This is a genomic window from Limimaricola pyoseonensis (genome assembly GCF_900102015.1).
Taxonomy (GTDB): Bacteria; Pseudomonadota; Alphaproteobacteria; order Rhodobacterales; family Rhodobacteraceae; genus Limimaricola; species Limimaricola pyoseonensis.
Window position 1 is genome coordinate 698,516 of the sequence record NZ_FNAT01000001.1, and the last position, 26,025, is coordinate 724,540.

The following is a 26,025-nucleotide window of genomic DNA, read 5'->3' on the forward strand; positions in this document are numbered from 1 at the left end:
AGCGCGGGGGCGGCCGCCCCCCCACCCCCGCGAGTATTTGCAGAGTAAAGTAGGGATCACAGCACCCGCAGACGTGGCCGCTTCCACTGTTGCGCGGGGCCGATCATCAGCTCGTGCAGCGCCCAGACCAGCGCGTCGAGCCGGTCGGGCGAGCCGGGGCCCGCATAGCCGCGCACGGTCATCTGCGCCATCTGGTCCTCGAGCGGGCCCAAGCCCCGCAGGTGGTGCACGCGCCCCTGCTCGTAGAGCGCGGCGACCGGCTCGGCGCGCAGTGCCTTGCCCCGGCTCGCCCTGAGCGCCCGGAACGGCACCAGCGGGTCGACCTGCCGGACGAGGCTCTCGACCAGCGCGCCGCCCTGGTTCACCTCGGCCACCAGCCGGTCCGCGCCGTGCCGCTCGGCCGCCGCGCAGGCCTCGAGCGCCCAGTCGAGCGGCGAGACGCCCTGCACGGTCGCGTCCTCCAGCACCCAGGCCCGCCAGTCCTGCGGCGGGCCTTGCGTGACCGCGCCCGCCACCACGATGCCGCAGGCGTCCGAGCCCGAATGCGCGCTCACGGCCGGGTCGACCGCCACCACCACCCGGTCGAGCGGCGGCGCCGCGTCGGTGACGCAGCCCTCCAAGAGCGCCGCCGACCACAGCGCGCCATCGGCGTCGTCGAGCAGCAGCCCGTCAAGCTCCTGCCGGCCCTGCCGCGTGCCCGCGTAGCGGCGGCGCATCTCGTCGAGGAAGCCCTCTGCCAGATGCGCGCGGTTGGCCTCGGTGGCCGCGCGGGTGACGACGGTGGAGGGCGCGGCGATCAGGTCCTTGAGCACAGCCACGTTGCGCGGCGTGGTGGTGACGCAGGCGCGCGGGTCGTCACCCAGCCGCAGACCGAACTGCAGCATGTCCCACGCCTCGGCGCCGCGCTTCCACTTGGCCAGCTCGTCGCACCACGCGGCGTCGAACTGCGGGCCGCGCAGCGCCTCGAAATCATGCGCCGAGAAGAGCTGCGCCTGCGCGCCGTTGGGCCATGTCAGCAGCCGCCGCGTCGCGCTCCAGTCGGGGCGGCGGTCGGGCGGCGCGCAGGCCAGAAGCCCGCTTTCGCCGAACACCATCACCTCGCGCGCCTGGTCGAGCGTCTCGCCCACCAGCGCCACGCGGCGGGCGCGCCCCGGATCGCGCGGGCGCGCGCCCTCGACCTGCGCGCGCACCCATTCCGCCCCGGCCCGCGTCTTGCCCGCGCCGCGCCCGCCGAGGATCACCCATGTGCGCCAGTCCCCACCGGGCGGAAGCTGGTGCTCGAGCGCCCAGAGCTCGAACAGGTGTTCGAGCGCCAGGAGGTCGTGGGCGTCGAGGCCGGCGAGGAACTCAGCCCTCGCGGCAGCAGGCGCGCAGGCGATCCAGCCGGCAGCCGATGCGATGGCGGGCGGCGTCGAGGTCGATCTCGCCGGCGGCGAGATCGCCGGATTGCTTGCTGAGCCAGTCATGGAATTTCCTCTCGGTTTCGAACGCGGTCTTAAGAGCGCTCTCCAATTGGCTGATCTTGCTGATGGTTTCGCGCATGGAGCCGCTGTCGGCCTCGCGCGCCTCGGCCAGGAGGTCGGCCAGCGTCGAGCGCACCGAGCCGAGATAGGCCCAGGCGTCCTCCCACTGCTTGCGGCGCGCCGCGTCGGTCAGCCCCGGGGGGCCGGTCAGGTCGTTCATCGCTCTGCTCCGGATGGTTGCCTCAAGCCGCGACCGCGCACGAAAAAGGCGGCCCCGGATCACCCGGGGCCGCCTTCGCGCAGCTGTCTCAGCTTGTCTCTGACCTTACGTCACACCGTCCCGAAAGTCAAGGTCGGATGCATCAGGTGCAACGCGTAACCGCCCGCAGCGTTTACGAAAAATCAATTCCCCGCCGCGCGCTGCGCCTCGATCTCGCGCCACTTGGCGACGTTGCTGTTGTGCTCGGCCAGCGTCTTGGCGAAGGCGTGGCCGCCGGTGCCGTCGGCCACGAAGAACACGTAGTCCGTCTCGGCCGGGTTCAGCGCCGCCTGGATCGCGGCGCGGCCCGGGTTGGCGATCGGCGTCGGCGGCAGGCCGTTGATCACGTAGGTGTTCCACGGCGTCTCGGCGCGCAGCTCGCTTTGCCGCAGGCCGCGGCCCAGTACGCCCTGGCCCTCGGTGATGCCGTAGATCACGGTCGGGTCGGTCTGCAGCGGCATGCCCTGCCGCAGCCGGTTGACGAAGACGCTCGCCACCTGCGGCCGCTCCTCGGCGACGCCGGTTTCCTTCTCGACGATCGAGGCGAGGATCAGCGCCTCTTCCGGGCTCTCCAGCGGCAGCTCGTCGGCGCGCGCCTCCCAGGCCTCCGCGAGGATCCGCTCCTGCGCCGCCTGCATCCGCGCCAGCACCGCCTCGACCTGCGTGCCCGGCGCGATCTCGTAGCTGTCGGGCGCGAGGCTGCCCTCGGCCGGGACCTCCTCGACGTCGCCCTCGAGCGTGTCGATCGCGTTGAGCGCCTGCACCACCTGCCACGAGGTCACGCCCTCGGCCATGGCGATGCGGTAGCGGGTGTCGGCCCGCTCGCGCATCTCGGTGTAGTCCTCGGGGATCTCGACGCCCTCGGCGGTCGGGTCGAACTCCGCAAGCTCCGTGAACTCTGAGGTGGCGGGGTCGAGCTCGCGCACCTCGGCCAGGACGGCGTTGACGCCGATCTTGTAGAGGATCTCGGTGCCGCAGGTCGAGGCGCCGCCACGGGTGACGATGTCGACGATCCGCTGCATCGAGGCGCGCTCGGGGATCAGGTGGCTGCCCGCCTTGAGCTGGCCCGACTTCTCCGCGTATTCCGCGCCGATCCGGTAGATCGCGCCCGAGCTGACCGCGCCCTGATCCTCGAGCCGCCGGCTGACCGAGCGCATGGTCGTGCCCGGCTCGACGCGCAGGCAGATCGCAGTCTCGAGCGGGCCGTCACCGGAATACTCGTTGACGCCCCAGGCCACGACCCCCGCCGCGCCGACCAGGCCGACGATCAGGAAGGTGATCGTGTTGGAGGCGACGTGACGCCACATCAGGAGGCGACCTTCCCGAAGATCACGCTGGCGTTGGTGCCGCCGAAGCCGAAGCTGTTGGACAGCGCCACGTTGATCTCGCGCTCGCGCTTGGCGTTCGGCGCGAGGTCGACCACGGTCTCGACCGCCGGGTTGTCGAGGTTGATGGTCGGCGGTGCCACCTGGTCGCGGATCGCCAGGATCGAGAAGATCGCCTCGATCGCGCCGGCGGCGCCCAGAAGGTGGCCGGTCATCGACTTGGTCGAGGACATCGTCACCTTCTTCGCGGCCTCGCCCATCATCCGCTCGACCGCGCCGAGCTCGATCGTGTCGGCCATGGTCGAGGTGCCATGCGCGTTGATGTAGTCGATCCTGTCGGGGCTGAGGCCCGCATCCTTCAGCGCCGCGCGCATCGCGCGCTCGCCGCCCTCGCCGTCCTCGGAGGGCGCGGTGATGTGGTAGGCGTCGCCCGACAGGCCATAGCCCAGCACCTCGGCGTAGATCTTGGCGCCGCGCGCCACGGCGTGCTCGTATTCCTCGAGCACGACGATGCCCGCGCCCTCGCCCATGACGAAGCCGTCGCGGTCGCTGTCATAGGGGCGGCTCGCGGCCTGCGGGTCATCGCGGCGCTTGGTCGAGAGCGCCTTGCAGGCGTTGAATCCGGCGATGCCGATCTCGGAGATCGCGGCTTCCGCGCCGCCCGCGACCATCACGTCGGCCGAGCCGTACTTGATGAGGCGCGCGGCATCGCCGATGGCGTGCGCGCCGGTCGAGCAGGCGGTCACGACCGAGTGGTTCGGGCCCTTGAAGCCGTAGCGGATCGAGACCTGGCCCGAGATCAGGTTGATCAGCGCGCCGGGGATGAAGAAGGGCGAGACGCGGCGCGGGCCCTTCTCCTTGATCAGCACGGCCGTCTCGGCGATCGAGTTCAGGCCGCCGATGCCCGAGCCGATCATCACGCCGGTGCGCTCGAGGCTTTCCTCGTCCTCGGGCGTCCAGCCCGAATCCTCGACCGCCTGCTGCGCGGCGGCGATGCCGTAGAGGATGAAGTCGTCGACCTTGCGCTGTTCCTTCGGCGCCATGTAGGCGTCGGCGTCGAAGCGGATCGCCGGATCTGCGTCCTCGCCGCGCGGCACCTCGCAGGCATAGTTCGTCGCGAGGTGCTCGGCGTCGAAGCGGGTGATGGTGCCCGCGCCGCTCTTGCCCTCGAGGATCGCCTTCCAGCTCGGTTCGACCTTGTCGGCCAGCGGCGTCACCAGCCCCAGCCCCGTCACGACCACACGCCGCATCTGCCCATCCTTCTCGGTCAAAATCTTGCCGCCCTGATACCGCAGGCGCTTGCGCAGGGGCAAGAGCGCCGCCCGGCGAAAACCCGCCCCTGCCGGGGCGTGAGCCGGGCTTAACGCGGGATTCAGCCTGTCGGGCGAGGATGAACGGGTTGTCCCGGGGGTCCCGACATGCGCCTGCCGCCGCTTCTGCTCGCGCTTCTGCTGGCCCTGCCCGCCCGGGCCGGGGCCGATTGCACGGCGGTGGCGGCGCTCGAGGCCGTGGCGCGCGCGGTGGAGGCGGGGCGGCCCGCGGCGCTGGCGCCGCTCCTGCGCCGCCACGACGCGGAGAGCCTGCTCTGGGCGCTGCGCGATCACCCGCTCGGGGCCGAGGCCGGCGCGGTGCGCGGGCTCTTCGCCGCCGCCGGGGCGATGGCCGCGGGGCGGCCGGTGGCGGCCGAGGCCGGGTCTGGGGCGGCGCGGCTGGCGCGGCTGGCCGAGGGCGCGGGCTGCGCCGAGGCGCGGGCGCGCGGCGCGGCCACGGGCGGCGAGGCCGGCGGCGCGGCCCGGCGGCGCGAGGACCGGGCGGGCTGGCACCCGGTGCGGCTGGCAGCCGCCGGCGTCGCGGCGCTGGCGCTGACTGCCGCGGCGGCGGGCGCGGTCTGGCTGCAGGCGCGGCTGCGCCGGCGCCGCCGCCGCCTGAGCCGCCGCCACCCGGTGCGGCTGCCCGCGCTGATGCGCGCGGGCGGGCGCGAGGCGCCGGCCATGGTGCTCGACCTCAGCCGGCTCGGCGCCAAGCTGCGGCTGGCGCCGGACGTGCCGGGCGAGCCCGCCACTGCGGTCGAGATCGAGATCGGGGAGGCGCGGCTCGCGGCCACGATTCGCTGGCGCAACGCGCATTATGCCGGCGTGAGCTTCGACCGGCCGCTGGCGGAGGACGCGCTGGCGCCGCTGCTGGCGGCGACGCGGGCGGCGTGAGGGCCGGGAACGCCGGGGCGGCGTCGCGCGGCGGGGCTCAGCGGGGCCGGACCGGCTGCACGTCGTCCTTGAACGTCACGCGGCGCCTGCGGAACGGCGGGCCCGCGACGCTTTCGGGCGCGCTGATCCGGTCCATCCGGAAGTGCCGGAAGCCGTCGCGCGACGGATCCCACGCCACGAGATACCACAGCGGCGGCAGGATCAGCATGGCCTGCGGCTCGACATCACGGCAGGTCACCGCCCCCTTCGCGTCGCGGTAGCGGAAACGCAGCCGCATCCGCTGCAGGAAGGCCGGCTCGAAGGCCGGCAGCAGCTCGGGGTCCATCTCGCCCATGTCCGAGATGTCGACCTCGGGGGCGAGCCGCCCGACATAGAGGCAGTCGAGGAACAGCCGCAGGTCGCGCACCTTCTCGGACGGCAGGGCCTGCTCGATCTTGGCGAGGCCGGCATCCGCGAGCCCCGAGAAGGGCAGCCCCCCGGCCGCGCGCACCGAGGCGACGCTGATCAGCAGCGCGAAGATCTCCGACACCGAGAGCCGCGCCGTGGCCTGCACCGATCGCGGGTCGAGCTGCAGCCCGCCGCCGCGCCCCGGCTCGGAATCGATCACGAAGCCTGCGTCGCGCAGCGCGCCGAGATCGCGCAGCACGGTGCGGCGCGACGCGCCGACCTCGCGGGCCAGCTCGGCCACGGTGACGATGCCGTTGCGGCGCATGTGGCGCACCATGGCGTCCTGCCTAAGACGAGCCTTCATTCCTTCTACCCTGCGTGGAATGGTGCCAGTTTCTGGCACCATTGGACCCTAGGCCTGCCCCGGACGCATCAGCAAGGGACGAATGCCATGATCCATTCACATGTTTTTCCGCAGGCCCGCCTCATCGCCGTCAACGGCGTACGGCTCGAGGTCTTCGAAGCCGGGCGCGAGAACGCCGGAAACCCGATCGTGCTCTGCCACGGCTGGCCGGAACATGCCTTTTCCTGGCGCCACCAGATCCCCGCCCTCGCCGCGGCGGGCTATCACGTCATCGTCCCGAACCAGCGGGGCTATGGCCGGTCGTCGCGGCCGGACGAGGTCACGGCCTACGACATCGCGCATCTGACCGGCGATCTCGCGGCGCTGCTCGACCATTACGGCTACGACGACGCCGTCTTCATCGGGCATGACTGGGGCGCGAACGTGGTGTGGAACATGGCGCTATTGCACCCCGGGCGGGTCCGCAGGATCGTCAGCCTCGCGCTGCCCTACCAGCCGCGCACCGAGCGGCCCTGGATCGAGCTGATGGAGGAGGTCTTCGGCGGCGACCATTACTTCGTGCATTTCAACCGGCAGCCGGGCGTCGCGGACGCGGTGCTCGATGCCAACGCCGCGCGCTTCCTGCGAAATCTCTTTCGCACGAACCTCCCCCCGGCCCCGCCCGCGCCCGGCAACGTGATGATCGGCCTCGCACTGGCCGAGACGCCACTGGGCGAGCCGGTGATGGACGAGGACGAGCTGGCCGTCTTCGTCTCCGCCTTCGAGGCGACGGGATTCGAGCCCGGCATCAACTGGTATCGCAACCTCGACCGCAACTGGCGGATCGTGGCGGATGCCGACCCGGTCATCCGGACGCCGGCACTGATGATCTACGGCGCGCAGGACACGATTCCGCAATCCGACACGCTGGCCGAGCTGGTGCCCGGCGTCGAGGTGGTCAGCCTCGATTGCGGCCACTGGATCCAGCAGGAGAAGCCGCGCGAGACCACGGAGGCGATCCTGAACTGGCTGCAAGGATGAGGGGGCGGCGCGGGCCTGCGCGAGAGGCGGGGCCGCGAAACGAAAAAAGGCGGCACCCGCTGGGGGTGCCGCCTGAGACGACCGGGCCGGAATGTTCCGGCGCCGGGCCGTTCTGGATTACTGCGCTTCCTTGATGAAGCGGACCGCGTCGCCGAAGGTCTGGATGGTCTCGGCGGCGTCGTCGGGGATCTCGATCCCGAACTCTTCCTCGAAGGCCATGACCAGCTCGACGGTGTCGAGGCTGTCGGCGCCCAGATCGTCGATGAAGGAGGCGTTCTCGACGACCTTGTCCTCTTCGACACCCAGGTGCTCAACAACGATCTTGCGCACGCGATCGGCGACGTCGCTCATGTCAGTTCCTCACGTCTTTCCGGCCCCTTGAGGGCCTTTTCACTGCTTGCCCGCTGGGGGCCGTTCAAGCCCGAGCGGGCCGCTGACCGACGAAAACCGCCGAGGCGGATCCGACCGGAAATCTCGTCGTCCTTTATCAGAGTTTGCGGGACGCGCAAACGCTTTCGCCCCGCTGCCCTGCACGGAATGCGGGGCTCAGAGCATCGCCATGCCGCCGTTGACGTGCAGCGTCGCGCCGGTCACGTAGCCGGCCTCGGCGCTGGCGAGGTAGAGCACGGCGGCCGCGATCTCCTCGGGGTCGCCCATGCGGCCCGCCGGGATCTGGCCGAGGATGCCCGACTTCTGCTCGTCGTTGAGCTTGTCGGTCATCGCCGTGGCGATGAAGCCCGGCGCCACGCAGTTCACCGTGATGCCGCGGCTTGCCACCTCGTAGGCCAGCGACTTCGACATGCCGACCATGCCCGCCTTGGCGGCGGCGTAGTTGGTCTGGCCGGGGTTGCCGGTCGCGCCCACCACCGAGGAGATGTTGACGATCCGGCCCCAGCGCGACTTCATCATCGGCCGCACCACGCCCTTGCACAGCCGCATGGTCGAGGTGAGGTTGACCTCGAGCACCGAGGCCCAGTCCTCTTCCGACATCCGCATGAACAGGTTGTCGCGGGTGATGCCGGCGTTGTTGACGAGGATGTCGACAGAGCCCATCGCCTCGGCCGCCTGCTTGGGCAGCGCGTTGACCGCATCGGCGTCCGACAGGTTGCAGGGCAGGACATGGGCGCGCTCGCCCAGTTTGCCGGCCAGTTCCTCGAGCGGCGCGGTGCGGGTGCCCGACAGCCCCACCGTGGCGCCGGCGCCGTGCAGCGCGGTGGCGATGGCGCCGCCGATGCCGCCAGAGGCGCCGGTGATCAGGGCGCATTTCCCGGTCAGATCGAACATGTGTGGTCTCCTGCGTAATCCGTTGGCCCCGGGTCTAGCAGCAAGCCCGCGCCCGGACCACAGCCCGCGCGGCCCGGAGGCGGCGCGGGAGTCGAGTATTTGAAGAGTGAAGGAGCCGCGGGCTCAGCCCTTGGCGGCGGCCACGTCCTCGGGCGTGCCGACGGCGCGGGTCTCGCTGCCCTTGGCGATGCGGCGGATCATGCCCGACAGCGCCTTGCCGGCGCCGATCTCCCAGAACTCGGTCACGCCCTGCCCGGCCATGTACTCGACGCTTTCGCGCCAGCGCACCGCGCCGGTCACCTGCTCGACCAGAAGCGAGCGGATCGTCACCGGGTCGCAGACGCCCGAGGCGCGGACATTGGCCACGACCGGCACCGCCGGCTCGCGGATCTCGACGCCGTCGAGCGCCTCGGCCATGGCGCGGGCGGCAGGCGCCATCAGCTCGCAGTGGAACGGCGCGCTGACCGGCAGCAGCAGCGCCCGCTTGGCGCCCTTGGCCTTGGCGATGTCGAGCGCGCGCTCGACGGCCGCCTTGTGGCCGGAGATCACCACCTGTGAGGGGTCGTTGTCGTTGGCGGCCTGGCAGACCTGCCCTTCGGCGGCCTCCTCGGCCACGGCGCGGGCCGTGGCGAGGTCGAGGCCGAGAAGCGCCGCCATCGCGCCCTCGCCCACCGGCACCGCCTGCTGCATCGCCTCGCCGCGCAGCCGCAGCAGCCGCGCCGTGTCGTCGAGACGCAGCGCGCCCGCGGCGCAGAGCGCCGAGTATTCGCCGAGCGAATGGCCGGCCACGTAGGTCGCGTCGGTGACGGAGATCCCCTCGGCCTTGAGCGCGGCCATCGCCGCGATCGAGGTCGCCATCAGCGCCGGCTGGGCGTTGCGGGTCAGCGTCAGCTCCTCGATCTCGCCCTCGAAGATCAGCGTGCTGAGCTTCTCGCCGAGCGCGTGGTCGACCTCGTCGAACACCTCGCGGGCGGCGGGATAGGCCTCGGCCAGCGCGCGGCCCATGCCGATCGCCTGCGATCCCTGTCCCGGAAAGACGAATGCCTTCATGGCGCTGCTCCTCGATGTCGCGATCCGTTTGCACCCGCTTTAACGGCAGCACGCCCGCGCGACAAGCGCGGGGCCGGTAGCGGGCGGTTCGGGAAGAGGGTTCAGGCGACGGCGCCGTCGCCCTCCGCCTCGGCGCCGCGGAACAGCCGCTGGCGGCGGCGCGGGCGGCCCTGCGCGGCCGCGAGGTCGGCCTCGATCCGCGCGGCAAGCTCGGTCATCTCGTCGAGCCCGCCTTCGGCCACCTTGAGCGCGCAGAGCTCGCGCCGGAGCCGCAGACGCAGCTCGGCCCCGCCCGCCAGCCCCGCCGGGCCGGGCTGGCGCCGGATCTCGGTCGACAGGATCTCGGAGAAGTCCCAGCGCGCCAGCTCCTGCGTCGGGCGGCAGGGCCGGTGGCGCACCTCGCGCAGAAGCCCCGCGCGCGGGTCGAACAAGAGCTCGCGCCGGTCGCTGCGCCCGGCGAACCAGACCATCAGCCCGACCAGCGCCAGCACCAGCAGGATCCGCAGCGCCAGCCGCGCCTCGGCCGCGCCGCCGCCCGGCAGCCCCCACATCAGAAGCGCCGCGCCCGCCGCGCCGAAGCCCGCCCCCCACATCAGGGTCAGCGCCACGGCCATGACCGGGCGACGCCGGTCGCCTCCGTTCAGCGCGTAGGCCGTGTCAACGGCCGCCTCGTCCATCGCCCGCGCCTCCGGCTGCGCCTGTTCCATCACCACGTCCCAATCTGGTTAACTGTCCTTTCGGGCAGGTCCATTTCTCGCGAGATTTACGGCGTCAATGCGGCGCCGCGGCGGCCGAGTTGCAGCATCGCCAGCCGGCTTGCGCCCCGGCCCGAGACCTGTATAAGGCCGCATCCTTCCGCGCATTCGCATGAACCGCGCAGACTCTCGTGGACGGGGAGCGGAAGGAGCTTCGCCCCGCCCTATGAAATGCGCCCGGAAACCGAACTGGAGATCGCATGCCGCTTTACGAGCATGTCTTCATCGCGCGTCAGGACCTGTCCAACGCGCAGGCCGAAAGCCTCGTCGAGCACTTCTCGACCGTCCTCGCCGACAATGGCGGCAAGGTGCTCGAGAACGAGTACTGGGGCGTGAAGACCATGGCCTACAAGATCAACAAGAACCGCAAGGGGCACTACGCCTTCCTGCGCTCGGACGCGCCCTCGGCCGCCGTGCAGGAGATGGAGCGTCTGATGCGCCTGCATGACGACGTGATGCGCGTCCTGACCATCAAGGTCGACGCCCACGAGGAAGGCCCCTCGGTCCAGATGCAGAAGCGTGACGAGCGCGACGGCCGTCGCGACCGCCGCTGATCGGTTTCAGGAAAGGATAAGAGAATGGCCGCCAAACCGTTTTTCCGCCGCCGCAAGACCGACCCCTTCGAGGGCGAGAACGCGCCGAAGATCGACTACAAGGACACCAAGCTCCTGCAGCGCTACATCTCCGAGCGCGGCAAGATCGTGCCCTCGCGCATCACCGCCGTCGGCTCCAAGAACCAGCGCAAGCTCGCCCAGGCGATCAAGCGCGCGCGGTTCCTGGCGCTGCTGCCCTACGCCGTGAAATAAGGAGACCGACCATGGACGTGATCCTTCTGGAACGTGTGGCCAAGCTCGGCCAGATGGGCGAGATCGTGAAGGTCAAGGACGGCTACGCCCGTAACTTCCTTCTGCCCCAGGGCAAGGCGCTGCGCGCCAACGACGCCAACAAGGCCCGCTTCGAGGACCAGAAAGCCCAGCTCGAGGCGCAGAACCTCGAGTCGAAGAAAGAGGCCGAGAAGATGGCCGAGAAGCTCGACGGGCAGCAGTTCGTCGTGATCCGCTCGGCCTCCGACGGCGGCTCGCTCTACGGCTCGGTCACCACCCGCGACGTCGCGGACTCGGCCACCGAGGCGGGCTTCACCGTCGACCGCAAGCAGGTCGTGCTGCGCGGCCCGATCAAGGAGCTGGGCCTCTACGAGGTGACCGTGGTGCTGCACCCCGAGGTGGACGCCACCATCGAGGTCAACGTCGCCCGCTCGCCCGAAGAGGCCGAGCTGCAGGCGTCGGGCAAGTCGATCCAGGACCTGGCCGCGGAAGAAGAAGCCGCTGCCGAGTTCGAGATCCAGGGCCTGTTCGACGACATCGGCGGCGCCGCCAATGACGACGAGGGCCAGCAGGGCTGATCGCCCCGCCAGGCTTGGAAACGGAAAGGGCCGCGTCGCAGGACGCGGCCCTTTCTTCATGTCTTGCCCGCGGCCGCCGCCGGGCCGATGCTGGACCGGCCGACACGACCCGCCCGCGCAGGAGACCGCCATGCCCCGCCTTGCCGACCGGACCTGCCTGATCACCGGCGCGGCGCGCGGCATCGGCGCCGCCATCGCCCGCCGCTTCGCCACCGAGGGCGCGCATGTGATCGTCACCGACCGCGACGCCGGCGCGGCCGAGGCGCTGGCGCGCGAGATCGGCGGCACCGGCCGCGGCCTCGACGTCACCGACGAGGCGGGCTGGCAGGCGCTGGCCGGCGCGCACCCGATGCTCGACGTGCTGGTCAACAATGCCGGCATCACCGGCTTCGAGGCCGGCGCCGCGCCGCACGACCCCGAGGCGGTCGCCCTGCCCGACTGGCGCCGCGTCATGGCCGTCAATCTCGACGGCGCGATGCTGGGTTGCCGCCACGCGCTGCGGCTGATGCGCGGCCGCGGCGGCGCGATCGTCAACATCGCCTCGCGATCGGGGCAGACCGGCGTGGCGGGCGCGGCGGCCTATGCCGCCTCCAAGGCCGGCCTGCTGAGCCTGACGAAGAGCGTGGCGCTGCACGGCGCGGCGATGTCGCCGCCGGTGCGCTGCAACGCCGTGGTGCCGGGCGCGGTGCTGACCGGCATCTGGGAGCCGATGCTGGGCTCGGGCCCAGACCGCGCCGAGCGCATGGCCGCGCTCACCGCCGACACGCCGCTCGCCCGCTTCGGTCGGCCCGAGGAGGTCGCCGCCGCCTGCGTGACGCTGGCCTCGGACGAGTCCGCCTTCGTCACCGGCGCCGAGTTCGCGGTGGATGGCGGGCTGTCGGCGCGTTAGGCGTCACGCCTGAGGCGTGCCGGGCGTCGTCTCGCCTGAGGCGTGCCGGGCGTCGTCACGCCTGAGGCGAGCTAGACCTCTTCGCTCCGGCGCCTGAGCACCCGCGCCGGGTTGCCGCCCACCGTCGTGCCCGCGGCCACGTCGCGCGTCACCACCGCGCCCGCGCCGATGATCGCGTCGTCGCCCACCGTGACGCCGGGCATCAGCAGCGCGCCGCCGCCGATCCAGACATTGGCGCCGATGCGGATGGGCCGCCCGAACTCCAGCCCGTCGCGGCGCGACTGCGCGTCGCGCGGGTGGTCGGGGGTCAGGATCTGCACGCCGGGGCCGATCTGCGTCAGATCGCCGATCGAAATTTCCACCACGTCGAGAAGCACGCAGTTGAAGTTCAGGAACACGCCCTCGCCGAGCCGGATGTTCATGCCGTAATCGCAGTAGAAGGGCGGCCGGATCACCGCGCCCTGCCCGACATGCGCCATGATCTCCGAAAGCTTGGCGTGGCGCTCGGCCACCGGGGCGGTCGACATGGCGTTGTAGTCGGCCATCCAGTTCTTGGCGCGGCCGACCAGCGCCTGAAGCTCCGGGTCGCCGGCGCGGTAGAGCTCGCCCGCCAGCATCTTGTCCTTCTCGCTGCGCATCTCGTCCTCCGATGGTTCGCGGCGCGAGTGGAGCACCGCGCGGCCCGCCCGGCAAGCCGCTGCCGTGGCGGCAGCCCGCCGCATGCGGGAAATAATCATTCAACCGTCACGCGCATTGGTTAAGGTCGGAGCCATGACACGGGGGCGCACGTCCCCCGACAGCAACAGGGAAACGACCCATGGCCTTGATCCTGAACCGTCGCGGCTTCCTCGCCGGAAGCTCCGCCATGATCGCGCTGCACCCCTTCTCGGTGCGCGCCCAGTCCAACCAGGCGCATCTGCGCATCATGGAAACCACGGACCTGCACGTCCACGTCTACCCCTACGATTATTACGCGGACCGCGAGATCGACACGGTCGGCCTCGCGCGTACCGCGAAACTGATCGAGGACATCCGGTCCGAGGCCACCAACTCGGTGCTGTTCGACAATGGCGACTTTTTGCAGGGCAACCCGATGGGCGACTACATCGCCTATGAGCGCGGCATGCCCGAGGGCGCGATGCACCCGGTGATCGAGGCGATGAACACGCTCGGCTTCGACGCCTCGACGCTCGGCAACCACGAGTTCAACTACGGGCTCGACTTCCTGATGAACTCGGTCTCCGGCGCGGCCTTCCCGATCGTGTCGTCGAACGTGGTGACCAAGGCCGGCGCGAGCATCACCGAGGACGAGACGCTGGTGCCGCCCTACACCATCCTCGAGCGCGAGATCACCGACGGCGCGGGCGAGACCCATGCCATCAGGATCGGTGTGATCGGCTTCGTGCCGCCGCAGATCATGAACTGGGACCGCAAGCACCTCGAGGGAAAGGTCGAGCCGCGCGACATCGTGCGCGCCGCCGAGGCCTACGTGCCGAAGATGAAGGAAGAGGGCGCGCAGATCATCGTGGCGCTGGCCCATAGCGGCATCGGCCCGGTCGAGCACACCGAGGGCATGGAGAACGCGGCGATCCCGCTCGCGGGCGTCGAGGGGATCGACGTCGTGCTCACGGGGCACAGCCACCTCGTCTTCCCCGGCCCCGACTACGCCGAGACGCCCGGCGTCGACGTCGAGGCCGGCACGATCGGCGGCAAGCCGGGCGTGATGGCGGGCTTCTGGGGCAGCCACATGGGCCTCGTCGACCTGATGCTCGAGCGCGACGGCGAGGGCTGGAAGGTCGCCTCTTCCGAGGTCGAGGCGCGGCCGATCTACGAGCGCGGCGAGGATCGCTCGATCACGCCGCTGGTCGAGAGCTTCGACCCGGTGCTGCAGGCGGTGGCTGACGAGCACCAGGAGACGCTCGACTACGTGCGCCGCGCGGTGGGCAAGACCGACGCGCCGCTGCACAGCTACTTCGCGCTGGTGGCGGACGACCCGTCGGTGCAGATCGTCTCGAACGCGCAGCGCTGGTACATCGAGCAGATGCTGAAGGGCACCGAGCACGAGGGGCTGCCGATCCTCTCGGCGGCGGCGCCCTTCAAGGCCGGCGGCCGCGGCGGGCCGGACTACTACACCGACGTGCCCACCGGCGACGTGGCGATCAAGAACGTGGCCGACCTCTACCTCTACCCCAACACGGTGCGCGCGGTGCGCGTGACCGGGGCCGAGGTCAAGGACTGGCTCGAGCGCTCGGCCGGCATGTTCAACCACATCGAGAAGGGCGAGGAGGAGCAGGTCCTGCTCAATGACGACTTCCCCTCCTACAATTTCGACGTGATCGACGGCGTGACCTACCGCATCGACCTGTCGCAGCCCGCCAAGTTCGACCGCGAGGGCGCGGTGGTGAACCCCGACACCAACCGCATCCAGGACCTGCAGTTCGAAGGCCGGCCGATCGACCCCGAGCAGGAGTTCATCATCGCGACGAACAACTACCGCGCCACCGGCGGCGGCTCCTTCCCCGGCGCGGACGGCTCGACCATCGTGTTCGAGGCGCCCGACACCAACCGCGACGTGATCGTGCGCTACATCGTCGAGCAGGGCACGATCAGCCCCTCGGCCGACGCGAACTGGAGCTTCGTGCCGATGGACGGCACCACGGTGCTGTTCGACACCGGCCCGCGCGCGGCGGAATACCTCAACGACGTCAAGGGCGTGCAGATCGCGCCGGCGGGCGACGGGCCGGACGGCTTCGCGCGCTTCGTGATCCGGCTCTGAGCCGGGGCTGACGAGACGACCCCGGGGGCCGGGGCGCCACGCGGCGCCCCGGCCCCCTGCCGTTTCCGCGACCGGCCGGCGGGTGTATCGTGGATGCGGGAGGGCGCGCGGATGCAGGATCCGGCCGAGGCCCGCGCCGCCATGGTCGAGCGGCAACTGGTCGCGCGCGGCATCCGCGACGCGCTGGTGCTGCGCGCCATGGGCCATGTCCCGCGAGAGCGCTTCGTGCCCGAGGGGCTGGTGCGGCTCGCCTATGCCGACGGGCCGCTGCCGATCGGCGCCGGGCAGACCATCTCGCAGCCCTACATCGTCGCGCGGATGATCGAGGCGGCCCGGCCCAGGCCCGGCGACCGCGTGCTCGAGATCGGCGCCGGGTCGGGCTACGCCGCGGCGGTGATGGCCGAGATGGGGCTGCGGGTCGTCGCGATCGAACGCCTGCCCGAGCTGGCCGAGGCCGCCGGGGCGCGGCTGCGGGCGCTGGGGCTTTCGGTCGAGATGCACGTGGCCGACGGCAGCGCCGGCTGGCCGTGGGCCGCGCCCTTCGACGCGATCCTCGTCGCCGCCGCCGTACCCGAGCCGCCGCCCGCGCTTTACGACCAGCTCGCCCCCGGCGGGCGGCTGGTGCTGCCGGTCGGCCCGGCCGAAGGCGTGCAGCGGCTGCTGCGGCTGACCCGCGCGCCGGAAGGCGGGCGTCTCGACGACCTCGGCGCGGTGCGCTTCGTGCCGCTTCTGGGGCAGGCCGGCTGGCGCGGCTGAGCCCGCGGCTTCCCCGATCGTGCGAAACCCTGTCTAATGGAGGCGGGAGGCAGGGCGATGCCACGGGTGCTGGACTGGGCCGAACGACTGACGGATCCGTCCGTGCGCGCGGCCATCGGCCGGCGGCTCGAGGAGCTGGCCGTGGTCGCCTTCAACATGGTGCGCTGGAGCCTCGTGGTCGGCTTCACCCGGCTGGTGGCGCAGGAGACCGGCTGGCCCGGTTTCCGGCTGCTGGACTGGCTGCTTTCGGCGCTGCTGTTCGCCTACCTGCTCTCGGTCTTCATGCTGCGGCCCGAGATCCCGATCTTTTCCCGGCTCGACAGCCGCCGCAAGCGGCTGATCCAGAGCGCGCTGAACTCGGCGGTCTGCATGGCCGCCTTCATGGCGGCGATGATGGCGATCGACGCGCTGGTCGACACGGCGGCGCAGATGGAGCTCGACACCGGGCTGCGTTGAGCGGGCTTGCCCGCGCCGCCGCGCTGCGCCAGCATCCGCGGCGGGACGAGGACCGGGAGGACGGGCATGGACGGCAGCGAGTTCGACGCCGTGGCGGCGCGCATCCGCGCGAGCTTTGCGCAGCAGAGCATGATGGCGACGCTGGGCGCCGGGATCGAGGAGGTGGCGCCGGGCTATTGCCGGATCGGCGCGGCGATCGCGCCGGGGCTGCGTCAGCAGCACGGCGTCGCCCATGCCGGGCTGGCCTTCTCGATCGGCGACAGCGCCGCCGGCTACGCCGCGCTGAGCCGGCTCGGGCCGGAGGAGGACGTGGTGACGGCCGAGATGAAGATCAACCTGCTCGCCCCGGCGCAGGGCGAGCGGCTCGTGGCCGAGGGCCGGGTGGTCCGGGCCGGGCGGCGGCTGATCGTCGTCACCGCCGAGGTCCGCGCCGTCGCCAAGGACGGCGCGGAGCGCGCGGTCGCGCTGTTGCAGGGCACGATCGTGCCGGTGCCGGCGGCGGGCTGACCGCCCGGGAGTCTCAGGCGGCGGCGGGCCGGCGCGTGGCCCCGAGCCGGGTCGCCGCCAGCGCGCTCAGCCCGACCATCGCCGCCGCGGTGCCGAGACAGGCCGGCAGGCCGCCGAGCTGGTAGGTCACGCCCGACAGCAGCGTGCCCAGCAGCCGGCCGGCGGCGTTCGACATGTAGTAGAAGCCGACATCCATGGTCACCCGCTCCGCGCTCGAGAAGGCGAGGATCAGGTAGGAGTGCAGCGAGGAGTTCACCGCGAAGAGCGCGCCGAAGAGCATCAGCCCCGCCACCAGCGCCAGCGTCAGCCATGTTGCCGGCTCGCCCGCGAGCCAGACCAGCGCGGCGAGCGCGGCCGGCACCACGAAGAGGGCGCCGGCCCAGCGCCGCGCCGCGCCCGCGAGCTCTGCCTCGGGCCTGTGGGCCGCGCGCAGCAGCCGCGGCGCCCAGGCCTGCACCGCGCCGTAGAGGATGGTCCAGACCGCCATGAAGCTGCCGATCAGGAAGAATGCCGCGCGGTTGCCCGCCTCCGAGCCGTCGGAGAGCACCGCGTAGAAGTAGATCGGGATGCCGACCACGAACCACACGTCGCGCGCGCCGAACAAAAACAGCCGCGCCGCCGAGAGCCAGTTGATGTCGCGGTCCTTCGAGAACACCTCGCGGAACTTCGCGCCCTTGCGGCCCTGCGGCAGGCCCGGCGGCATCCGCAGCCGGATCGCCACGAGGATCACGGCCAGCACCGCCGCCATCGCCAGCACCGAAGGCACGAAGCCTATGAGCGCCAGCAGCGCCGCGCCCAGAAGGAAGCCCATGCCCTTCACCGCGTTCTTCGAGCCGGTCAGCACCGCGACCCAGCGGAACAGGCCGCCCTGCCCCGATGGCGCCAAGAGCTTGACCGCGCTCTTGGCGCTCATCTTCGAGAGGTCCTTGGCGACGCCGGAGGCACCCTGCACGGCCATCACGTAGGCGACCGAGGCCCAGAGCCCCCAGCCCGGGTCGAGCGCGGCCAGCGCCAGGAGCGCGGCGACCTGCAGGCCGAGCCCGGCATAGAGCGTCGAGGTCAGGCCGAAGCGCGCCGCGATCCAGCCGGCCGAGAGGTTGGTGACGACGCCCGCGACCTCGTAGAGCAGGAACAGGTAGGCCAGCTGCACCGGCGAGAAGCCGAGGCCATGGAAATACAGCAGCACCAGCATCCGGAGCGCGCCGTCGGTGAGCATGAAGGCCCAGTAGGCGGCGGTGACGGCGATGTAGGCCGAGAGCCCCTCGGGCCGGGCGGTCACAGCCGCCCCCCCACCATGCGCGCCACGTCGACGAGGCGGTGCGCGTAGCCCATCTCGTTGTCGTACCAGGCGTAGATCTTCACCTGAGTGCCGTTCACCACCATGGTCGAGGGCGCGTCGATGATCGCGGAGCGCGGGTCGTTGGTGTAGTCGGCCGAGACCAGCGGCCGGGTCTCGTAGCCGAGGATGCCCTCGAGCGGCCCCTCGGAGGCGGCGCGCAGCAGCGCGTTCACCTCGTCCACGTCGGTCTCGCGCTCCACCTCGAAGACGCAGTCGGTGAGCGAGGCGTTCAGGAGCGGCACCCGCACGGCATGGCCGTTCAGCCGGCCCTTCAGCTCCGGGTAGATCAGCGTGATCGCGGTGGCCGAGCCGGTGGTGGTCGGGATCAGCGAATTGAGCGCCGAGCGCGCGCGGCGCAGGTCCTTGGCGGGCCGGTCGACGATGGTCTGGGTGTTGGTCACGTCGTGGATCGTGGTGATCGCGCCGTGGCGGATGCCCAAGGCCTCGTGGATCACCTTGACCACCGGGGCGAGGCAGTTGGTGGTGCAGCTCGCCGCCGTGACGATGTCGTGGGCGTCGGGGTCGTAGCTCTCGTCGTTGACGCCGTAGACGATGTTGGCGGTGCGCCCGTCCTTGACCGGCGCGCTGACCACGACCTTCTTCACCCCGGCCGCGAAATAGGGGGCGAGCTTCGCCTCGGTTTTGAACACGCCGGTGCAGTCGATCACCACGTCGACGCCGTCGAGCGGCAGATCGTCGATGCGCTTCTCGGCATGGACCGGCAGGCGGGTGCCGTCGATGGTGACCGCGGTCTCGTCGGCCGAGAACGCGGCGGGCCAGCGGCCATGCACGCTGTCGAACTCCAGCAGGTGGGCGTGCATCGCCGGGTCGCCCACCGCGTCGTTGATCCAGGCGATCTCGGCGCCGCTCTCGATGAGCGGGCGCAGGGCGAGCTTTCCGATCCGGCCGAGGCCGTTCAGCGCGTAGGTGGTCATTGCGGATCCTTTCCGGTCGTGAGGCCGTCGACGGCGCGCTGGATCGCGATCCGGTCGAGCGCCGCGAAGTCGAGCGTGGTGAAGAGTTCGATGCGCCGGCGCAGCGCGCCGTAGACCTGGTGGAAGGCCAGCTGCCGCTCTGGCCCGGTGCCGGTGGCCTTCACCGGGTCGGGCTGGCCCCAATGTCCCGAGATCGGCTGGCCGGGCCAGGCTGGGCACTCCTCGTTGGCGGCGCGGTCGCAGACGGTGAAGACGAAATCGAGCGCAGGCGCCTCGGCGCCGCGGAACTCCTCCACCGTCTTGGCGCGCAGGCTGGCGGTGTCGTGGCCGTTCGCCTCGAGCACCTGCAGGGCCATCGGGTTGAGCTCGGAGCGCGGGCTGGTGCCGGCCGAGAAGGCGCGGAAGCGTTCGCCGCCGATGTCGCGCAGGATCGCCTCCGCGAAGATCGAGCGGGCCGAGTTGCCGGTGCAGATGAACAGCACGTTGTAGGGTCTGCGGGTCATGGCGAAGCCTCTGGCGGCGGTCGGGTCCAGCTGGGCGGGGCGCAGCGCCGGGCGGCTGCGGCAGCAATCCTCGATCAGGTAGCTCAGGAGGCCGCCGGCCCGCTCCATGTCGGCGCGGTAGAGCAGCGAGCGGCCCTGCCGCAGCTGCGCGATCAGCCCGGCCTGGCGCAGCGCCGAGAGATAGGCCGACAGCGTGTTGGCCCGCACCTCGAGCATCCCGGCGATCTCGCCGGCGGGCACCGCGTCGGGGTAGCGGCGCATGAGCAGGCGAAACAGCGCGAGGCGTTGCGGATGGGCCAGCACGGCCAGCGATTCGACGGCGTTCGATTCCATAGTTCAGGAATACTCGAATTATCGAATTGCTGTAAACCGGGCTTGGAGAGATCGGCGGCCCCGGCGGCCCTGCCCTTGCCATGCCGGGACGGGCGGCGCGGTCAGCCGCGGGTCGCGGCCACCATCCAGTCAGCCGCGGGTCGCGGCCACCAGACCGGTCAGATGCGCGAGGTTCTTGGCGGCGATCTTCAGATGCGCCATCGGACGGGCCCGGACGAGGCTCTTGGTCATGTAGGCCTCGAAGGTCAGGCGCTGCACGTCGATGTCGTGGCAGAGCGAAACGAAGCGCTCGCGCCGGTCGTCGGAGCGGTAATAGGCCGACTGCATCGAGCGCAGCACCCGAAACACCGTGCCGTGCTCGCGCAGGAAGCGCCTGCGCGCCAGCCGCAGGTCGCGGGCGCGGCCCGAGGCGAGCGTGGCGGCGGCGGCCTCGGCGGCGAGCCTCCCGCCGACCATGGCGTAGTAGATCCCCTCGCCCGAGGAGGGCGCGACCACGCCCGCGGCATCGCCCGCCAGCACCACGTCGCGGCCGTTGTCCCAGCGCTCGAGCGGCTTCAGCGGGATCGGCGCGCCCTCGCGGCGCAGCGTCTCGCAGTCCGCGAGACCGCTTGCCGCGCGCAGCGTCGCGGTCGCGGCCTTGAGGTCGACCCGCCCCTGCCCCGAGCCCATGCCGATGCTGGCCGAGGCGCCATGCGGGAAGACCCAGCCGTAGAAATCGGGCGAGACGCGGCCGTCATAAACCACGTCGCAGCGCGACGGGTCCCAGCCCGCGCCCGAGGGCGCGGCGACGATCTCGTGATAGGCCATGACGTAAGGGATGCGGTCACCGCCCGGCAGTTCGGCCCGCGCCACGCGCGAACGCGCGCCGTCGGCGCCGATCACCAGCCGCGTGGCGACGGCACGTTCTTCGCCGCTGGCCTTGTCGCGGTAGCGCAGCCGGGTGACGCCGCCCTCGCGCTCGACCCCGAGATAGGTGCCGGCCAGCCGCGTCGCCCCGGCGGCCGCGGCGCGGGCGCGCAGGAAAGGGTCGAAATCCTTGCGGTCGACCATGCCGACGAAGCCGTTCTCGATCGCGATGTCGACATGCCGGCCGGTGGGCGAGACCATGCGCGCGGTGGTGATCTTCGCCACCAGCAGCTCGTCCGGGATCGCGAAGTCCGCGATCAGCCGCGGCGGGATCGCGCCGCCGCAGGGCTTGATCCGGCCCTCTCGGTCGAGAAGCGCCACCGCGTGCCCCGCGCGGGCGAGGTCTTCGGCCGCCGTCGCCCCCGCCGGGCCGCCGCCCACCACCACCACGTCGAACATCAGCCCTCTCCCGCCAGCGGCCGGGGCGCGCGCGTGCCGGGCGCGACCGCCCGCACGGCGAGCGCCGCGGCCAGAACGAACAACATCGCCTCAATCAGGAACACCGCGCCGAAGCCCGCGGCATCGCTGCCCATGAGGCCGCGCAAGAGGTCGGCAAGGCCCGCGCCCGCGAGCCCGCCGATCCCGGCGGCGATGGCCTGCGCCGCGCCCCAGAGCCCCATCCGCGTGCCTTCGCGCCGGTCGCGGCCCTGCCCGGCCAGCGCCATCATCGCGGCGATCGCGGCGACGGCGAAGACGCCGTTGCAGAAGCCCAGCGCCACGGCGGCGGCGATCAGCGCGGCCCCGCTGCCGGTCTGCGCCACGAGGCTGACGGCGGCGAGGCTCGCCGCCGAGCCGAGGCAGCCGCCGACCACCCATGAGCGCAGCCTGCCGAGGCCGAAGCCGGTGGCGGCGATGCCGACGGTCAGCATGCCGAGGAACACGCCGCCGTTCTGCGCGCCGCTGAGCGATGTGGACTGGCCGGGCGTGAAGCCGAAGACCAGCCCGGCATAGGGCTCGAGGATCAGCTCCTGCATGAAATAGGCGGTCATCGACAGGAAGACGAAGACGGTGAAGCGCCGCGCCGCGGGCTCGGCCCAGATCTCGGCCAGCCCCTCGCGCAGCTTCGCTTTGGGCTCGGGCGGGCGCGGCTCGACCTTGGCCTCAATGCCGGCGATGGCGAGGCCGGTCAGCGCCACCGCGCCGAGGCCCAGCGCCGCCACGATGCGCAGCAGCAGCCCCGGCGAATAGGGGTCGAGCAGCGCGCCGACCGTGCCGGCGGTGACCGCGATGCCCGCCACCATCATCAGCCATGTGATGGTCGCGGCGGCGGCGCGGCGCTCGGGCGCGGCGGCGCTCGCGAGAAGCGCCAGCAGCGAGGTGCCCGAGGCGCCGACGCCGAGGCCGATCGCGGCGTAGGCTACGACCGAGAGCGCCAGGCCGGCGGCGAAGCTGTGCTGCATTATGACGACGCCCAGCGCCGCGCCGAAGCCGCCCAGCGCCAGCACCGCCATGCCGCCGGTGATCCAGCGGCTGCGGCGGCCCTGCGTGTCGGAGAAGAAGCCCCAATGCGGCCGGGTGATCTGGATGCCGTAATGCAGCCCCACGAGCAGGCCGGGCAGCAGCGCCGGCAGCGCCAGCTCGACCACCATCAGCCGGTTCAGCGTCGAGGTGGTCAGAACGACGATCGCGCCGAGGCACATCTGCACCAGACCGAGCCGGATGATGGCGACCCAGCCCAGCATCAGCCCAGGCCCCTGAGCGCGAAGGCGGCGATCATCATGCCGGTGACGTAGAACAGCACGCCGGTGCCGTTGTACCACGGCGCGCGCGCCTTCGGGTCGCGCAGCAGCACCCGCATCGCCGCCGCCTGCGCGGCGAGCAGCGCCACGAGGGCCGCGGCGTGCCATGGCCGGTCCCAGAGCATCATGAGCGCGATCACCGCGAGCTGCGGCAGCGCCATCACCCAGCAGGCCAGCTTTGCGGCGCGCGCGGGCCCGAGCGTCACCGGCAGCGAGTTGACACCGAAGGCGCGGTCGCCCTCCAGCGCCTTGAAATCGTTGAGCGTCATGATGCCGTGCGCGCCCAGCGCGTAGAGCGCGGCCAGCGCCAGCACCTCGGGCCGCGGCGCGCCGGCGGACAGGATGGCGGCGCCGGTGATCCATGGCAGCCCCTCGTAGCACAGCCCGACCAGCCCCGGCCCCCAGAGGCCCGAGCGCTTGAGCCGCAGCGGCTCGGCCGAGTAGGCCCAGGCGGCGAGCACGGCGAGCAGCGTCGCGCCGAAGCCCCATGGCCCCAGCAGCCGGCCGAGCGCCAGCGCCAGAACGGTCATCGCCAGCGCCACGGCGAGGCCCCACGGCGCCGGCACGCGGCCCGAGGGGATCGGGCGGCCCGGCTCGTTCACCGCGTCGACATGGCGGTCGCACCAGTCGTTGGCGGCCTGGCTCATGCCGCAGACCACCGGCCCGGCCAGCGCGAGACCGAGCAGCACCATCGGCCAATGCGCCAGCGGGTCCGCGCCGGAGGAGACGGTGCCGCAGAGAAAGGCCCAAACCGGCGGGAACCAGGTGATCGGCTTGATCAGCTCCAGCAGCGCCCGCGGTTCGGGCCATGTCCGGTCAGTCCGGCCTGTCCGGCCTGTCCGGGCACGTATGACTTGATTGACACACATGGTGTCAATCTAGCCTGACATGTCGGTTCAGGGAAGCCGTTTCTCGCGGTGCGGTTCAGCTGTCGCCGGAGCTGTCGATCAGCCCGTACTTGCGCAGCTTCACGTAGAGGCTCTGGCGCGACAGGCCGAGCATCTCGGCGGCGGCGACGCGGTTGTTGTTGGTGAGCTGCACCGCGGTCTCGATGCAGAGCTTCTCGACCACGTCGGTGGTGGCGGCGACGAGATCCTTGAGCGGCGCGGTGCCGACGAGGTCCATGACGTTCTTCATCGCCTCGGGGCTCATCGCCGCGCCGGCCTCGTCGAGCGTCGCCTCCTCGCGGGCCGAGACGTCGCGGATCACGAAGCCGAGCCCGTCCTCGCCGCGCCGGCCGAGCCGGGCGACCGCGATCTCGACCGCGACGCGGGTGCCGACCACGCCTTCGAGCTGGGCGGCGTAGTTGCGCAGCTTGCGCGCGTCGAGCGTGTTGTCGAGCAAGAGCTTCAGGTCGACGCCGCCGCGCGCGAGGAAATCCGAGAGCGGCCGGCCCTGCACGTCGCGCGGCTGCGCCGCGTCGGCCAGCGTCAGGAAGGCCTCGTTGGCGTCGCGGATCACGCCCTTGACGTCGGTGAAGACGACCGCGTCGGGCCCGGCCTCCCAGAGCGCGGCCAGCCGGTCGGACAGCTCGGAGCCGCCGCGTTCCTCGTCGGCGACCGGTTGCAGCCGCACCAGCATCGCCATGTCGCCGGAGGCGCGGAACAGCTCGGGCACCAGCCGCAGGGCGCGGCCGCTGCGCCGGGCCAGCGCCTCGAGATGCGGCGCGTCCTTGTCGGCGGCGGCGCGGCGCAGCGCCTCGGTGAACTCGCCGCGGCGGCGGCCCTCGAAGGCCTGCGCCACGGCGCTGCCCTGCAGCGCGTCGCGCCGGGCCCCGAGCAGGAGCGCGGCGGCGCCGTTCAGATCCTCGATCCGGCCGGCCTCGGGGTCGATCACCAGGATCGGTGTCTCGGAGGCCTCGAGCACCACGCGGTAGCGGGTCTCGCGGCCGCGCGCGCGCTCCTGGTCGCGCTCGCGCGCGATCTGCTCGCGCACCAGCCGCTGCTGCAGCTCGGCGATGGCCTGCAGGTCGCGGCCGAGCAGCAGCACCGTCTCGCCGACATCGTGCAGGCTGTAGCGCACCGGAAAGCCCCAGCTGGCGTTGTCGAGATGGTTCAGCTCCAGCGCGCCGCCGCCTTCGCCGGCGCGGTGGCTGCGGATGCGGCGCTGGAACTTCTCGCGGCTCTCGACGGTGAGGAAGCTGCCGAAGTCGCGGCCGACCCAGTGGTCGAGCCGGCCGAGCGTGCGCCGCTCGGGGTTGACCGCGATGCCGCGGATCACGTTCTGCGCGTCGATCGAGATCGCGATGTCGGCGACGTCCGCCACGATGCTGTCGAGCCCCTCGGGCACGGCCAGAACGCCGGTCAGCAGGGCATCGTAGGGAGAGCTGTGTTCGGTCACGTCATACCTATTCTGGGGGCCCGGCCCCCGAACCTCACGCCGCCCCCGATGACAGCGCTCCTGCGACGGTGACGAGGCCGCAGCGCGCGATCGCCTCGCGCACGCTCGAGACCGCGTGGTCGACCCCGGTGATGCGGCCGGCCTCGCGCGTCAGCGCCACGACGCAGCCGCCCAGCACGATCGGCACCGAGGGCCTCGCATCCGTCCTAAGGGCATCCACCAATCCCGCCAGTTCTTCAAGCACTTTCAGGCTGCCGCCGGTCAGGCCGATCATCGCGTAGCGGCGCGACATCACCTGTTGCGACAGCTCCGCCCCGCCCAGCCCGATCGCGACATGCACCCAGATTCCGTGGCGGCGGAACTGGTCGGCGGCGACGAAGGCGCCAAGCGAATGGTCCTCGAAGCGCGGCACCACCATCAGCACCGACTGGCCCAGCGGCACGGTGCGGTCGGGCGTGCCGTGCCCGGCCTCGCCGCGTTCGCGGATCAGCCGCTGCAGCCGGCCGGTGCCGACCGTGACCTCGACGAAGCTGGCGCGGTCCTGCACCCAGTACTCGCCCAGAAGGCGCGCCGCGTCCGGGACGTAGCGCTCGAACAGCTCGTCGCCGCCGACGCCGCTGGCGCGCAGCGCGGCCACGACCCTGAGATGCAGCGTCTCGGACTCGGCCATCAGCGCCTCGGTCAGCTCGCGCACCCAGTCGTCGACGCGGGCCGGGACGGGGCCCGAGCGCGCGGCGACCATGGAGCTGAGCGCGGCCTCGACGAGCACGCATATGCCCTTGTGCTGGCGGTCCGGCGCGGTATCGGGATTGCGGTGGTCGATGACGTACATGGCATCCTCCATGCCGATGTCGGGATCGCCACCCAGGAGCCTCGTCCTTCGATCCGAGCGTCCCAATGGGGACCAAGGTGCGTGACGCAAGGGCATCTGTCAAACATTCCTGACACTCGGAGCGCGGAAACTTACGCCGACGTCGGGTACGGGGCCCCGGCCGCCAAGCCTTCTCTCATTCGCAGCAATCCTTACGGTTAT

General features: G+C 71.7%; 28 protein-coding genes. 10 read left to right on the top strand and 18 right to left on the bottom strand.

What is annotated here, in order from left to right:
• Window positions 1-56: 56 nt before the first annotated feature.
• The 4 genes from BLT43_RS03325 to fabF form a co-directional block, all read right to left on the bottom strand.
• Window positions 57-1,466 (bottom strand): DNA-packaging protein, encoded by a 1,410-nt coding sequence (locus BLT43_RS03325; protein ID WP_090110035.1) that lies wholly within the window; start codon window positions 1,464-1,466, stop codon window positions 57-59.
• The gene (locus tag BLT43_RS18865; protein ID WP_131802617.1) at window positions 1,348-1,683 is read right to left on the bottom strand and encodes a hypothetical protein; all 336 of its coding nucleotides are present in this window, start codon (window positions 1,681-1,683) and stop codon (window positions 1,348-1,350) included. Before BLT43_RS18865 ends, BLT43_RS03325 begins: the two co-directional genes overlap by 119 nt.
• A 182-nt stretch (window positions 1,684-1,865) precedes the next feature.
• Window positions 1,866-3,029 carry an endolytic transglycosylase MltG gene (gene mltG, locus BLT43_RS03330; protein WP_090110037.1) on the bottom strand — a complete coding sequence of 388 codons (1,164 nt, stop codon included), beginning with the start codon at window positions 3,027-3,029 and terminating at the stop codon, window positions 1,866-1,868.
• Entirely contained in the window at window positions 3,029-4,297 is a 1,269-nt protein-coding gene (gene fabF / locus BLT43_RS03335; protein ID WP_090110039.1) for a beta-ketoacyl-ACP synthase II, read from the bottom strand. Before fabF ends, mltG begins: the two co-directional genes overlap by 1 nt.
• A 168-nt stretch (window positions 4,298-4,465) precedes the next feature.
• Here fabF and BLT43_RS03340 point away from each other — a divergent pair, with 168 nt between their 5' ends.
• On the top strand, window positions 4,466-5,251 hold the full coding sequence (locus BLT43_RS03340; protein WP_090110041.1) for a PilZ domain-containing protein: 786 nt from the start codon (window positions 4,466-4,468) through the stop codon (window positions 5,249-5,251).
• Window positions 5,252-5,288: 37 nt separating this feature from the next.
• Here BLT43_RS03340 and BLT43_RS03345 read toward each other — a convergent pair whose 3' ends face one another.
• Entirely contained in the window at window positions 5,289-6,002 is a 714-nt protein-coding gene (locus BLT43_RS03345) for a helix-turn-helix transcriptional regulator (protein ID WP_090110043.1), read from the bottom strand.
• An 87-nt stretch (window positions 6,003-6,089) separates the two neighbouring features.
• Here BLT43_RS03345 and BLT43_RS03350 point away from each other — a divergent pair, with 87 nt between their 5' ends.
• Window positions 6,090-7,022, top strand: coding sequence for an alpha/beta fold hydrolase (locus BLT43_RS03350; protein ID WP_090110044.1), 933 nt, complete (start codon window positions 6,090-6,092; stop codon window positions 7,020-7,022).
• 117 nt (window positions 7,023-7,139) lie between these two features.
• Here BLT43_RS03350 and BLT43_RS03355 read toward each other — a convergent pair whose 3' ends face one another.
• The 4 genes from BLT43_RS03355 to BLT43_RS03370 form a co-directional block, all read right to left on the bottom strand.
• A complete protein-coding gene (locus BLT43_RS03355) occupies window positions 7,140-7,373 on the bottom strand; it encodes an acyl carrier protein (RefSeq protein ID WP_017929475.1) in 234 nt (77 codons plus the stop codon).
• 195 nt (window positions 7,374-7,568) lie between these two features.
• The gene (fabG, locus tag BLT43_RS03360; protein WP_090110046.1) at window positions 7,569-8,306 is read right to left on the bottom strand and encodes a 3-oxoacyl-[acyl-carrier-protein] reductase; all 738 of its coding nucleotides are present in this window, start codon (window positions 8,304-8,306) and stop codon (window positions 7,569-7,571) included.
• Between the two features lie 123 nt (window positions 8,307-8,429).
• On the bottom strand, window positions 8,430-9,356 hold the full coding sequence (gene fabD, locus BLT43_RS03365; protein ID WP_090110048.1) for an ACP S-malonyltransferase: 927 nt from the start codon (window positions 9,354-9,356) through the stop codon (window positions 8,430-8,432).
• Window positions 9,357-9,457: 101 nt separating this feature from the next.
• Window positions 9,458-10,063: a hypothetical protein gene (locus BLT43_RS03370; protein ID WP_090110050.1), complete on the bottom strand. Its 606-nt coding sequence runs from the start codon at window positions 10,061-10,063 to the stop codon at window positions 9,458-9,460.
• A gap of 248 nt (window positions 10,064-10,311) precedes the next feature.
• On the opposite strand from BLT43_RS03370, the gene rpsF reads away from it, so the two are divergent.
• The 4 genes from rpsF to BLT43_RS03390 all read left to right on the top strand — a co-directional run bounded on the left by rpsF (window position 10,312) and on the right by BLT43_RS03390 (window position 12,402).
• The gene (gene rpsF, locus BLT43_RS03375; RefSeq protein WP_090110052.1) at window positions 10,312-10,665 is read left to right on the top strand and encodes a 30S ribosomal protein S6; all 354 of its coding nucleotides are present in this window, start codon (window positions 10,312-10,314) and stop codon (window positions 10,663-10,665) included.
• A gap of 24 nt (window positions 10,666-10,689) precedes the next feature.
• Complete coding sequence (gene rpsR / locus BLT43_RS03380) at window positions 10,690-10,917, top strand: 30S ribosomal protein S18 (RefSeq protein ID WP_090110054.1); 228 nt, start codon at window positions 10,690-10,692, stop codon at window positions 10,915-10,917.
• 11 nt (window positions 10,918-10,928) lie between these two features.
• On the top strand, window positions 10,929-11,513 hold the full coding sequence (rplI, locus tag BLT43_RS03385) for a 50S ribosomal protein L9 (protein WP_090110056.1): 585 nt from the start codon (window positions 10,929-10,931) through the stop codon (window positions 11,511-11,513).
• A 130-nt stretch (window positions 11,514-11,643) separates the two neighbouring features.
• Window positions 11,644-12,402, top strand: a complete 759-nt coding sequence (locus BLT43_RS03390) for an SDR family NAD(P)-dependent oxidoreductase (protein WP_090110058.1) — start codon at window positions 11,644-11,646, stop codon at window positions 12,400-12,402.
• Between the two features lie 71 nt (window positions 12,403-12,473).
• Here BLT43_RS03390 and BLT43_RS03395 read toward each other — a convergent pair whose 3' ends face one another.
• A complete protein-coding gene (locus BLT43_RS03395; protein WP_090110061.1) occupies window positions 12,474-13,040 on the bottom strand; it encodes a sugar O-acetyltransferase in 567 nt (188 codons plus the stop codon).
• A 179-nt stretch (window positions 13,041-13,219) separates the two neighbouring features.
• On the opposite strand from BLT43_RS03395, the gene BLT43_RS03400 reads away from it, so the two are divergent.
• The 4 genes from BLT43_RS03400 to BLT43_RS03415 all read left to right on the top strand — a co-directional run bounded on the left by BLT43_RS03400 (window position 13,220) and on the right by BLT43_RS03415 (window position 16,897).
• Complete coding sequence (locus tag BLT43_RS03400; RefSeq protein WP_090110063.1) at window positions 13,220-15,178, top strand: bifunctional 2',3'-cyclic-nucleotide 2'-phosphodiesterase/3'-nucleotidase; 1,959 nt, start codon at window positions 13,220-13,222, stop codon at window positions 15,176-15,178.
• Between the two features lie 111 nt (window positions 15,179-15,289).
• Entirely contained in the window at window positions 15,290-15,934 is a 645-nt protein-coding gene (locus BLT43_RS03405) for a protein-L-isoaspartate(D-aspartate) O-methyltransferase (RefSeq protein WP_207497400.1), read from the top strand.
• Between the two features lie 57 nt (window positions 15,935-15,991).
• The gene (locus tag BLT43_RS03410; RefSeq protein WP_131802618.1) at window positions 15,992-16,390 is read left to right on the top strand and encodes a hypothetical protein; all 399 of its coding nucleotides are present in this window, start codon (window positions 15,992-15,994) and stop codon (window positions 16,388-16,390) included.
• 66 nt (window positions 16,391-16,456) lie between these two features.
• Window positions 16,457-16,897 (top strand): PaaI family thioesterase, encoded by a 441-nt coding sequence (locus BLT43_RS03415; RefSeq protein ID WP_090110066.1) that lies wholly within the window; start codon window positions 16,457-16,459, stop codon window positions 16,895-16,897.
• A gap of 13 nt (window positions 16,898-16,910) precedes the next feature.
• Here the strand turns inward: BLT43_RS03415 and arsJ are convergent, their stop codons facing one another.
• The 8 genes from arsJ to BLT43_RS03455 all read right to left on the bottom strand — a co-directional run bounded on the left by arsJ (window position 16,911) and on the right by BLT43_RS03455 (window position 25,824).
• On the bottom strand, window positions 16,911-18,176 hold the full coding sequence (gene arsJ, locus BLT43_RS03420) for an organoarsenical effux MFS transporter ArsJ (RefSeq protein WP_090110068.1): 1,266 nt from the start codon (window positions 18,174-18,176) through the stop codon (window positions 16,911-16,913).
• Window positions 18,173-19,171 (bottom strand): ArsJ-associated glyceraldehyde-3-phosphate dehydrogenase, encoded by a 999-nt coding sequence (locus BLT43_RS03425; protein ID WP_090110070.1) that lies wholly within the window; start codon window positions 19,169-19,171, stop codon window positions 18,173-18,175. Before BLT43_RS03425 ends, arsJ begins: the two co-directional genes overlap by 4 nt.
• Window positions 19,168-20,007, bottom strand: coding sequence for an arsenate reductase/protein-tyrosine-phosphatase family protein (locus BLT43_RS03430; RefSeq protein ID WP_090110071.1), 840 nt, complete (start codon window positions 20,005-20,007; stop codon window positions 19,168-19,170). The genes BLT43_RS03425 and BLT43_RS03430 overlap by 4 nt, the downstream gene beginning before the upstream one ends.
• 129 nt (window positions 20,008-20,136) lie before the next feature.
• Window positions 20,137-21,312, bottom strand: a complete 1,176-nt coding sequence (locus tag BLT43_RS03435; RefSeq protein WP_207497401.1) for a geranylgeranyl diphosphate reductase — start codon at window positions 21,310-21,312, stop codon at window positions 20,137-20,139.
• Window positions 21,312-22,598, bottom strand: coding sequence for a BCD family MFS transporter (locus tag BLT43_RS03440; RefSeq protein WP_090110254.1), 1,287 nt, complete (start codon window positions 22,596-22,598; stop codon window positions 21,312-21,314). The genes BLT43_RS03435 and BLT43_RS03440 overlap by 1 nt, the downstream gene beginning before the upstream one ends.
• Complete coding sequence (gene chlG, locus BLT43_RS03445) at window positions 22,595-23,521, bottom strand: chlorophyll synthase ChlG (protein WP_090110075.1); 927 nt, start codon at window positions 23,519-23,521, stop codon at window positions 22,595-22,597. Before chlG ends, BLT43_RS03440 begins: the two co-directional genes overlap by 4 nt.
• A gap of 55 nt (window positions 23,522-23,576) precedes the next feature.
• Entirely contained in the window at window positions 23,577-24,992 is a 1,416-nt protein-coding gene (gene ppsR / locus BLT43_RS03450; protein WP_242652197.1) for a transcriptional regulator PpsR, read from the bottom strand.
• Window positions 24,993-25,026: 34 nt separating this feature from the next.
• Window positions 25,027-25,824 carry a cobalamin B12-binding domain-containing protein gene (locus BLT43_RS03455; RefSeq protein WP_242652198.1) on the bottom strand — a complete coding sequence of 266 codons (798 nt, stop codon included), beginning with the start codon at window positions 25,822-25,824 and terminating at the stop codon, window positions 25,027-25,029.
• Window positions 25,825-26,025 lie beyond the last annotated feature (201 nt).